Origin of the sequence: Mycobacterium sp. SMC-18 (assembly GCF_045310895.1) — a bacterium.
Lineage (GTDB): Bacteria > Actinomycetota > Actinomycetes > Mycobacteriales > Mycobacteriaceae > Mycobacterium.
This window is the reverse complement of the sequence record NZ_JBJIAL010000012.1, coordinates 35,292-46,310: the sequence shown is the minus strand read 5'-3', so window position 1 is coordinate 46,310 and position 11,019 is coordinate 35,292. Positions and strand designations below refer to the sequence as shown.

The 11,019-nt window shown below is 70.5% G+C and carries 6 protein-coding genes; 2 read left to right on the top strand and 4 right to left on the bottom strand.

Going from position 1 to position 11,019, the window contains the following annotated elements; all coding sequences use genetic code 11:
* Window position 1: 1 nt before the first annotated feature.
* The 4 genes from mbtD to ACJH6J_RS12915 are packed head-to-tail and all read right to left on the bottom strand — an operon-like array spanning window position 2 to window position 8,469.
* A complete protein-coding gene (gene mbtD / locus ACJH6J_RS12930; protein WP_318985315.1) occupies window positions 2–2,914 on the bottom strand; it encodes a mycobactin polyketide synthase MbtD in 2,913 nt (970 codons plus the stop codon).
* Complete coding sequence (locus ACJH6J_RS12925; RefSeq protein ID WP_318985316.1) at window positions 2,914–4,230, bottom strand: polyketide synthase; 1,317 nt, start codon at window positions 4,228–4,230, stop codon at window positions 2,914–2,916. The genes mbtD and ACJH6J_RS12925 overlap by 1 nt, the downstream gene beginning before the upstream one ends.
* A 4-nt stretch (window positions 4,231–4,234) precedes the next feature.
* Window positions 4,235–4,993 (bottom strand): thioesterase domain-containing protein, encoded by a 759-nt coding sequence (locus ACJH6J_RS12920; RefSeq protein WP_318985317.1) that lies wholly within the window; start codon window positions 4,991–4,993, stop codon window positions 4,235–4,237.
* Entirely contained in the window at window positions 4,990–8,469 is a 3,480-nt protein-coding gene (locus tag ACJH6J_RS12915) for an amino acid adenylation domain-containing protein (protein WP_318985318.1), read from the bottom strand. The genes ACJH6J_RS12920 and ACJH6J_RS12915 overlap by 4 nt, the downstream gene beginning before the upstream one ends.
* A 105-nt stretch (window positions 8,470–8,574) precedes the next feature.
* Between ACJH6J_RS12915 and ACJH6J_RS12910 the strand changes: the two genes are divergently transcribed.
* Both ACJH6J_RS12910 and ACJH6J_RS12905 read left to right on the top strand, forming a co-directional pair.
* On the top strand, window positions 8,575–10,224 hold the full coding sequence (locus ACJH6J_RS12910) for an AMP-binding protein (RefSeq protein WP_318985319.1): 1,650 nt from the start codon (window positions 8,575–8,577) through the stop codon (window positions 10,222–10,224).
* Window positions 10,225–10,331: 107 nt separating this feature from the next.
* A complete protein-coding gene (locus ACJH6J_RS12905; RefSeq protein ID WP_318985320.1) occupies window positions 10,332–10,997 on the top strand; it encodes a VC0807 family protein in 666 nt (221 codons plus the stop codon).
* Window positions 10,998–11,019 lie beyond the last annotated feature (22 nt).

Below are 11,019 nucleotides of genomic sequence, written 5' to 3'. Positions count from 1 at the left end.
GCTAGCTCTCCACCTTTTCTGTTCTGTCGGTTAGCAAATCCACCAGTTCGATACCGGTGATGCCGCTGAGCAGCCCGGCCAGCGGCACGGACCGGCCGGTGCCCCGGCGCAGTCGCTTGCGCAGGTCCAGTGCCAGCAGCGAATCCAGGCCCAGGTCGAACAGGGCCGCGGTCAGGTCGATGGCAGCGGGGTCGCCCAGTTTGAGCACTGCCGAAAGTTCGTGCCGGACGACGTCCGCGGCGTCGGCACCGGCGCCGGCGCCGAGGGTCGCCGGAACATGCTGCGGTGCAGCCGGTTCCGCGGCCAGCGGCGCAGCGCCGAGCAACGTCGCCAGCCGCTCGGCGTCCGCGCTGAAGATCAGCGGTGCGGGCGCCTGGGTTCCGAGAGCCGCCTCGATCGCGATGTCGGGATCCATCTCCCGCAGTCCGGCGCGCTCGATGCGCGCTACTTCGTCGGCCCCGACGATGCCGGCACCGGGCCACAGTCCCCACCGCACGGCGACACAGTCAAGGCCCTTGGCGCGGAACTGCCCGGCCAGCACGTCCTGCATGCGGTTGACGGCCGCGTACGCGACATGACCGAGCCCGCCCCACAGTCCGGACACCGACGAGCACACCAGGATTCGGGCGTCCGGACGCAGCGGCCAGTACTCGGCCAGCCGGGCCAGACCGCCGACTTTGGCGGCCGCGGTGGTGATGAATTCGTCCGCGCCGACCTCGGTGCCGAACGCCGCCGCACCGGCTGCATGGACCACGAGCGTCGCACCGTCACCGCCGTGGGTGGCCGCGGCGGCCGAAAGCTGTTCGGGCGACGTGATGTCGCACTGCACCGACACCACGTCGGTGCCGTCGAGGCCGGCCAGTTGCTGCGCGCCGGTACCGCTGCGGCTCACCAGCACGATGCGGCGGGCGCCCGCGGCGGCGAGGGCCCGTGCGAAATGCAGCCCGACGGCGCCGTTGCCGCCGGTGATCACCACGTTGTCAAGGAGCCCGGGCGGTGGTGCGTCGGCGTCCGGCAGGGCCTGCAGACCGCGGCGGTACTGCTGCGAATCACGCAGCGCCACTTCGGTTCCGGTGCCCAGCATGGTTTCGATGACGGCGGTGGCCGCCGTCACGTCGAGTTCCCAGGATGCCAGGTCGAGGTGCCGGAAGGACTGGTCCGGATGGTCGAAGCCGATGCTGCGGTGCATGGCGGCGAGGGCCGCCTGGGCCGGCAGCGCCACCGGCTCGTCGTCGCGCACGTGCTCGCCGCCGACGGTGACCAGCCACACGTCGGCGCATTGCGGCCCAATGGCATTCGGGTAGTCACACAGCCCGCCGGCGATCAGCTCGGCGAGGTCGGTGACCGCCGCTTCGGTGTCTGGGTGGTCGAGCATCGGTGCGACGACGATGAGCAGATCGGCGTCGGCCGGCTCGGACAGCACCGTGCCGAGGTTGGCCCGCACGCCGTCGCGCAGCTGGTCGGCGAGCTCGCCGCCTGGTCCCGCCAGTTCGACCACGGCAGCGCGCCGGATGATCAGCGGCACGGTCTCGTCCGGCTGGGGCAGCCACTGCTCGGCACCGACCGTCAGGCCGGCCACCGGGGGCAGCGGTTCGGGAGTCGCCCAGAGGTGCATCGCCGCCATGGGGGCATGCGGAAATCCGTGCAGCAGGGGTTGATTCGGCTCGATGTGCCCGGCCCAGTCGTAATCGGGGTCGGACACGGCCACCGTGGCGATGTTGTCGGACAGCACGTCGGGCAGCGCCTCGTCGCGGCGTCCCGAGCCGACTGTCAGCGGCGCATCGGTATCGGCGAGCGCGTGCAACAGCGCCGGGTGCGCCGACATCTCGACGAAGGCCTCGACGCCGCTGTCCCGCGCCGCGGCGGCGGCCCGGTCGAACCGCACGGTGTTCCGCAGGTTCTGGTACCAGTACTCACCGAATTCGGTGCCCGCCTCGACTGCCGCGCCGGTCACCGATCCGATGAACGGCACCGCGCCGGCACCGAAATGTGCCTTCGGCACGCCGGAAAGCAGTTGTGCGCGCAGCGGATCCAGGGCACTGGTATGCGCCGGGAAGCTCATGGCGATGACGCGCGCGAAGCGGCCGCGCGATTGCAAGTCGGACACCAGGTCGGCCACGGCGGTGCGCTCGCCGGACACCACGACCGATGCCGACGAGTTGACCACGGACAGTTCCATCCACCCGGCGGCGTCCGAAACCACCTGCTGCGCTTCGTCGACGCTCATCCCCAGGCTCGCGGCGCCGAAATCACCGGTCAGGCTGTCGAGTGCCCCGGCCCGGGCGATGACCACGGCGACGGCCTCGTCCAGCGTGATGGCCCCGGCGACATACGCCGCGGCGATCTCACCGAGGCTGTGCCCCAGCGTGACGTCGGGCTCGATGCCCAGTGCCCGCCACACCGCCGCGAGACCGACGGCGTGCGTGAACTGCGCACTCTGACTGTGGATTTGCGTCCACTCGCGGTCGGCCGGGTCGACCAGGAAGGCCAGCGGCGAGTCGATGCCCGCGGCGACGAATGCGGCGGCGCAGCGGTCGGCCGCGGCGCGGTACACCGGCAGCTGCCGGTATGCATCGGTGCCCATCGACGGCCACTGGCCGCCGTTACCCGGGAACACGAAGGCCGTCCGGGGCGCCGCGGTCCGCGCGGAGACGGCCACCAGGGGATGCTCCTCCCCCGCCGCCAGTGCCCGCAGTGCGGCGGCCAACTCGGCGGCGTCATGGGCCCGGACCACGGCCCGGAACCGCCGGCGACGGCGCAGCCGCAGCAGCATCGCTGCCACCGCGCCCAGGCCCACGGCACCATGCCGGTCCAGGTAGTCGGCGACGCCGGTCGCCTCGGCGGCCAGGAGCTCCTCGGTGTGCGCGCTGAGCAGGACGGGGACGCGGCCGTCGGGAAAGTGCGAAAGGCTCATCACGCCACCAATCCCTCCGGCATCGCGACGACGACGTGCGCGTTGGTGCCGCTCATGCCGAACGCCGAGACCGCGGCAAGGCGCTCACCACCGACGGCGGGCCATGGGGTGTGGTCGGTCGCGAGCCGTAATCCCTGTGCGCTCCAGTCGATTTCGGCGCTGGCCTGCGCGGTGTGCAGGCTTGCCGGGATGGTGGCGTGCTCGGCCGACACGAGGACCTTGGCCAGTCCCAGCGCACCGGCGGCGGCCTGGCTGTGTCCGACGTTGGATTTCACCGAACCGAGGACCGCGCCCTGGCCGGGTGCGGTGGCACCGTAGGTCTGCGCCAGCGAGTTCAATTCGGTGCGGTCCCCGAGTTTGGTTCCGGTGCCGTGGCCTTCGATCATCCCGATCTGGTCGGGCCGGGCACCGGCGAGATCGAGCGCGCGGGCGAACAGCCGCGCCTGCGCCGGCCCGCTCGGCGCGGTCAGGCCGGTGCTGCGGCCGTCCTGGTTGAGGCAGCTGGCCCGGACCTCCGCGAGCACGCGGTGACCGCTCCGCTGCGCCACCGACTTTCGTGCCAGCACGAACATGCCGGCGCCTTCGGCCCAGACGGTGCCGCTGGCCTGCGCGCTGTACGGCCGGCAGTGTCCGTCGTCGGAGAGGGCGTGCTGTTTGGCGAATTCGACGAAGTATCCCGGCGACCCCATCACGCACACGCCGCCGGCGAGCGCCATGCTGCAGTCACCCGAGCGCAGTGCCTGCACCGCGGTGTGGAACGCGGTCAGCGCCGACGAGCACGACGTGTCGATCGTCAGCGCCGGGCCGTCGAGGCCCAGCAGGTAACCGATTCGTCCGGAGATCACGCCCAGCGACGTCCCGGTGATCAGATGCCCACTCAGGTCGGAGTATTCGGCGAGATCGGGGCCGTATCCGGTGCCCGAGGCGCCGATGTAGCAGCCGACGTCGTGCCCGGCCAGATCATCGGGGTTGATGCCCGCGTTCTCCAGCGCCCGCCATGTCACGCGCAGCGCGACGCGCTGCTGCGGGTCCATCGCCACCGCCTCGCGCGGCGAGATGCCGAAGAACGAGGGGTCGAAAAGCGCTGCGCCGGTCAGGAATCCGCCACGGTTGTGGATGCGCTTGAACCCGTCGCGGCGCGAGCCCGCGAGCAGGTCGCGCACGGCCCAGCCGCGGTCCTCCGGGAACGCGCCGAGCGCCTCGCGGCCGGAAGACAGCAGTTGCCAATAGCTTTCCGCGTCGTCCACGTCACCAGGGGCCTCGACCGCCATCCCGACGATGACCACCGGATCGTCCGTTGCCGAGTCGGCGCTCATCGATTCAGCGCGCACTGATCACTTCCGCGATCGCGTCCAGCTGGTCATTGAGGTAGAAGTGGCCGCCATCGAACTCGGCCAGCGTGAAAGCGCCCGACGTGTGGTTCTCCCAGCGACGCAGCATGTCCCGGTCGATGCGGTGGTCGTCGCGTCCGCCGAGAGCATGGATATCGGCGGCGATGCGGCCGCCACCCACGTAGCGGTTGAGGGCTTCGTAGTCGGCCCCCACCGCCATCAGCAGCATTTCCACGAAATCCACGTCGGCGAGCAGCCGGGGGTCGGTACCGCCGAGATCGACCATCTCGGCGAGCATTTCGCGCGGGCCGGTCGGCAGCGGCGGCGCGTCGACCACATCGCACGGCGCCTGGCCGGCCGATGCCCACAGGCTGTGCACGGTGGCCCCACTCTGTTCTGCCACGCGCGCGAATTCGAAGGCCACCACGGCACCCATGCAGTGCCCGACGAGTCGCAGCGGGCCGAGGCCCGACCAGTCGCCCGCGGCGTACAGGTCGGCGGCCAGCTGCTCGACGGTCGGGTGCGCCGGATGCGCCAGCCGGTCGGCGCGGCGCGGGTACTGGACGACATACGCGTCGATCCCCTTGCCCGACAAGGCGGTGGCCAGGTCCCGGTAGGCGACCGCGGCCCCGCCGGCATGCGGGAAGATCACGACCGCCCCGGCGTCGCCGGAGCCCGGGTAGTGCTTGATCCAGGGCGCGAAGGCGCTTTTCGGCTCGGTCGCGGAGGCGGTATGCACGTCGGTCATGAGACGGCCGCCGGATCCAGCGCGGTGAGCACGTCGTCGTGGTTCATCTCGGCAATCTCCAGGTAGAGCTCGGCGACCATTTCCAGTCGGTCGCTGCCGTTCTCGCGGCCGGTCAGCCGCTGCGCCAGCGCCCGCACCGTCCGGGCGGCGAAGATGTCCGGCACGCCCACGGTCGGGGTGTCCAGCCACTTGCGGATCCGCGCCACGGTGGCGGTCGCCAGAACCGAATCACCACCGAGCTCGAAGAAGTCGTCCTCGACACCCGCATCGACCGCGACCAGCTCGGAGACGATCGCCACCAGGGCGCGCTCCAGCATGGTCTCCGGTTGCGCCCGTCCGGCGCCGTCGGCCGCCTGAACCAGTGCCGCGAGCTGACCGGCCGCAGCCCGGCGGTCGGTCTTGCCACCGACGGTGAACGGAATCGCCGCAACCACCTGCAGCTGCCGCGGGATCATGTGCGGCGGTACGAGTTCGGCAACGGCCGCGGAGATGCGCTCGGCGGTCAGCTCCGCGTCGTCGACCGAGACCAGGGCCGCCAGCACGTCATGTCCACGCTCCCCGCCGGAGACCACGCCGGCCACCGCGGCACGCACGCCCGGAACCCGCTGCAGTGCGGCCTCGACGTCACCGAGCTCGATGCGGTAGCCGCTGATCTTCACGCGGTGGTCGGCACGCCCGACGAACTCCAGGATGCCGTCCGGCCGGTAGCGCGCCAGATCGCCGGAGCGGTACCAGGTTCGGCCCGCGTAGCGCACGAAGCGGTCGGCGGTCAGATCGGCCCGGCCGCGGTAGCCCGAGGCGATGCCGCGTCCGGTGAACCACAGTTCGCCGGCCACCCAGTCGGGGCAGTCCTGGCCCGACTCGTTGACCACGCGGCACGCGTTGTTGGTGAACGGCACACCGTAGGGCACCGCCGACCAGGTGTCCGGCAACTCGCCGGCCTCGAAAATCGTTGCGTGAATGGCGGTTTCGGTGGCTCCGCCGAGGCCCGCGACGCGGACACCGGGCGCCTGCGCCTGCAGGTGCCGGACCATGGCGGTCCGGACCCAGTCGCCGCCGGTGAGCACCACCCGGACGGTGTCCAGACGCCCCGCACCGACCTCCACGAGCATCTCCAGCCAGCCCGGCAGGAAGTTGAGCACCGTCACGCCGTGCTGGGCGATGAGGGCGGCCCAGCGGTCCGGGTCGCGCCGGTACGGCTCGTCGACGACGACGATGCTGCCGCCCGTCGCGAGCGTGGCGAACATGTCGAGCACCGACAGGTCGCACTCGAGGGTGGCCAGCGCGAGGCAGCGGTCGGCCGGTCCGATGTCGAAGTGCCCGTACAGGAATTCCGCGGTGTTCATCGCCGCGTCGTGGGTGACCTCGACGCCCTTGGGCTCGCCGGTGGAGCCGGAGGTGAACAGCACGTAGGCCAGTTCGTGCGGATCGGTGGCGGCCGGGACGAACGGGCCCTCGGCGCGACGGCCGATCCGCAATGCCTCCGTCACGGTGAGCGACGGTTTCCAGGACGGTGCCAGGTCACCGCAGTAGAGCGCCATGCGGACGCCGCCGGTGGCCAGGATCTTCTCGGTGCGGTCGGCGGGCTGGTCCACGCCGATCGGCAGGTAGACCGCGCCGGCGGCGAGGATGGCCAGCAGCGCGATGATCTGTTCGGCGCCCTTGGGTCCGAGGACGGCCACGGTGTCCCCCGGCACGATACCGGCGATCTGCAGCGCGGACGCGACGGCCGAAACCTCCTCGGCCAGTTCGGCATACGTCCACTGCCGAGACTCGCCGATCATGGCGATGGCGTCGGGGCGGGCTGCTGCCGAGGCGAAGAAGCCGGTGTGCAGCGCCGCGCCGCTGGGCGCCGCGGTGCGGCTGTTGGCCGCGTCACGGACCGCGCGCTGCGCCGCCGACAAGGGCTCCGGGGTGGGTGCCTCCCATGCGGCGTCGTCGCCGGCCAGCCGTTCGAGCTCGGCGATGTGCCGGGCGAACATGGCGTCGATGACGCCGTCGGGGAACGCGTCCTCGCGCACATCCCAGTTGACCAGCACGCCGCCGTTGAACTCGGTAACCTGGGCGTCCAGCATCACCTGCGGCCCTTGCGAATTGATCCACCCGGGCGTGCCGAACGTCTCGAGCACGGCCGAGCCGAACAGTTCGCCGAGGCCGAGGGCGCTGGTGAAGACGACGGGTGCCAGCACCTGGGTGCCGCGGTGCCGGCTCAGGTCGCGCAGCACCTCGAGCCCGGAGTACTCGGAATGCGCTGCGGCGCTGCGGAATGCATCCTGCAGCACGCCGCAGCGCGCCGTCGCGGTGGCCGCGTCGGTCAGGTCGACGTCCAGCAGCAGCGACGACGTGAAGTCACCCACCAGGCGGTCGACGTCGGCGTGCCGCTGATCGCGCCCGAACAGCGGCACGTTCAGCAGGAAGCGCTGTCCGGCCGACCAGCAGGCCAGGGCATCGGAGAAGGACGCGGCCAGGGCCATCGCGGGCGTGATGCCGCGCCGGCGGGCCGCGGCATACAGCGCGTCCCGCACGTCGGGGGCCAGCCAGTGCCAGCGCCGCGTGGTGTGCCGCGGGTCGTTCTGCTCGGCAACCGGAACCAGCGGCAGGCGTGGCGGGTCGGGCAGTTCCGGGAGCCGCTCGCCCCACCACTGCCGATCCGCGTCGGCGCGGGGATTGGGTTCTTGCGCCGATTGCGTTGTGGCCACGCGGTATTCGCGGTACGTGTAGGCCAGCGGAGCCAGCTCGACACCGCGGTACAGGGCCGCGAGATCGGTCATCAGGGTGCGGTAGCTCATGGCGTCGGCGGCCTGCATGTCCAGGTCGACGTGCAGGCGGGTCTTGCCGTCCGGGAGCAGGGTCAGGGTCAGTTCGAAGACCTGGTCGGTCAACTGCTGATGCGCCTTGCGGCGCTGGGTCGCGGCCAGCTGCTCGGCAATCTGGTCCGCCGGCAGGTCCCGCAGGTCGGTGACCGTCACCGGGAAGTCGCCGTCGAGCGCCTTGATGCGCTGCGTGCCGTCGGCGAGGAACTGCACGCGCAGCATGGGGTGCCGTGCCGCCAAAGCCGTTGCGGCGGCGGTCAGTCGCCCGGCATCGACGCCGTGGCCGTCGAATTCGACATAGAGGTGCCCGGCGACGCCACCCAATTGCTGGTCGTCTTCCCGGCCGATCCACATGGCGTGCTGCATCGGGGCCAGGCCGAACGGCTGGTCATGTTCCGAATCATCCTGCGGTGCCGAAGTTTCGGCGCGCTGCAGGCCGCCCGCCGCCGACAGCAGTTCGGACCAGGCCGCGATGGTCGGCTCGGCGGCCAGTGCGGCGAAGTCGATGTCGATGCCCTGCTTCCGCCAGCGTCCGGCGAGGGACATCATGCGGATGGAATCCAGGCCCTGGCTGATCAGGTCGGCGCCCGGGTCGAGGGTGTCGGCACGGGCACCCAGCAGTTCGGCAACCTCCTCGCGGATGGCCTGCGAATTCACTGCCACGACGCCCACAAAACCCTCCCGAACACGTTAAAGACAGGCTGTCCTAATTTTGATTAGGCTACCCTATATTGCCGCTACCTCCATGCCTACCCCGAGGGATCCGCCGTGACGCGCACCACTGTCTCCACCGAGGCCGACCAGCATTTGCTGAATGGATTCGTTCCGTTTCCGCACGATCGCGCAGAGCGTTACCGCGAGGCGGGCTATTGGGCAGGCAAACCGCTGGACAGCTTGTTGTCCGACGCCGCGCGACAGTGGCCGGACCGCGTCGCCGTCGTCGACTCATCCGCGTCACACACGTTTGCCGAACTCGATCGGCTGGCCGCCGAAGCCGCCGCCGGCTTCGCCGCTCTCGGCATCGAAACCGGCGACCGCGTACTGCTGCAAATGCCCAACACCACCGACTTCGCCATCGCCCTGTTCGGACTGCTGCGCGCGGGTGCGGTGCCCGTCATGTGCCTGCCCGCTCATCGGCGCGCCGAACTCGGTCATTTCGCCACGGTCAGCGGCGCCGTCGCGCTCGTCATCGCCGACCGGTTCGGCGGCTTCGACTATCGCGACATGGCGCGCGAGCTGGTTGCCGAGCACCCGCGCCTGCGGCACGTGGTCGTCAGCGGCGATGCCGGCGAATTCACCAGCTGGACTTCCCTTTTCGGCCACGCGGCGGCAGCCGCGCCGACGATCGACACCGCGGAACCCGCCCTGCTGCTGGTCTCCGGCGGCACCACCGGGGCGCCGAAGCTGATCCCCCGCACCCACGACGACTACTACTACAACGCCACCGCCAGCGCCGCGGTGTGCGAAATGACCGGTGACGACGTGTATCTGACGGTGCTGCCGGCTGCGCACAACTTCCCGCTGTCGTGCCCGGGGATGCTGGGCGCCATGTCCGTCGGCGCCACCACGGTCTTCACCACCGATCCCAGCCCGGAGTCCGCGTTCGCCACCATCGCCCGGCACCGCGTCACCGTCTGCGCTCTGGTGCCCGCCCTGGCCACCCTGTGGACGCAGGCCTGCGATTGGGAACCGCAGCGCCCCACCACCTTGCGACTGCTCCAGGTCGGCGGCGCCAAACTGTCCGCACCGGACGCGGCGGCCGCGCGCGCCGCGCTGACCCCCGGCCTGCAACAGGTTTTCGGCATGGCCGAGGGGCTGATCAACTACACCCGTCCCGGCGATGATCCCGAACTGCTGGACCACACCCAAGGGGCACCGCTGTGCCCGGACGACGAGTTGCGCATCGTCGACGACGAGGGCGCCGACGTGCCGGTCGGCGGCGAGGGTGAGCTGCTGGTGCGTGGGCCGTACACCCTGAACGGCTACTACCGGGCCCCGTCCGACAACGAGCGGTCATTCAGCCCGGATGGCTTCTACCGCAGCGGGGATCGGGTGCGCCGCCGGGCCGACGGCTACCTCGAGGTCACCGGACGCATCAAGGACGTCATCCACCGGGGCGGGGAGACGATCTCGGCGCTCGATCTCGAGGAACACCTGCTCACGCACCCGTCGATCCGGGCCGCGGCCGCGGTCCCGCTGCCGGACCCCTATCTGGGCGAAAAGATATGCGCGGTGGTCGTATTCAGCGGTCCTGCCGTCAGCCTCAGCAACCTCAACAGCTACCTCGACGACCGCGGCGTTGCGGTACACAGCCGGCCCGACACCCTGATCGCACAGCCATCGCTGCCGGTGACTGCTGTCGGCAAGGTCGACAAGAAGGCCATCAGCCGGGCCATCGCGGCCGCCACATCCGCCTGACCATGAAATCCCTCGCGAGCAGACTCAAAACTGTCGAATTTCGCCAGATATCGACAGTTTTACGTCTGCTCGCGGGATAAACCGACCCCCGCTAGGAGCCAGCTTCCATGTCCGATACCCCGAAGACCCTGCGCGAGTACATCGTCAACACGGCGATCAACACCATTCCACCGCTGATCGCGTACTACGTGCTGCGCGTGTTCGACTTCGAGCCGTACCTCGCGCTGGTCGGGGCCATCATCACCGCCGCCGCGCAGGGCGCGCTGACCATGGTGCGCAAGCGCAAGGTCGAGCCCGCGAACGTCGTGGTGATCGTCGGCGCCGCGTGCTCGCTGATCATCGCGCTCACCACCAGGAACCCGCGCATCGTGCAGGCCCTCGAACTCGTCCCCATGTCGCTGCTGGTGTGGTCCTTCGCCATCAGCGGGCTACTGCGCAAACCGAATTCGAAGAAGATGGCCGGCGTCATCTCCCCCGCGCTCGCCGAGCCGGCGCTGCCCGAACGCGGCTGGACCGAGCAGAGCATCCAGGACTGGCACCGGCTGCACACGCAGCTGTGCGTCGGGCTCGGGCTCCTGTGCGGTTTCTATCCCGTCTTCGCGCTGTACATGATCTTCAACTACCCGGTCGACATCTCGCAGTTCGTCATCGTCGCGACCGGCCCCACGCTCGTGGTGCTGTGCATCGTGTTCGCGGTGGCCCGCATTCGCCGGTTCGTCGGGCAGCACGACGGTGCCGCCGACGTCGCGGTGGTCGCCGGCGGGTCTGAGTAGTCACACTCATCCGCGCCGCCCG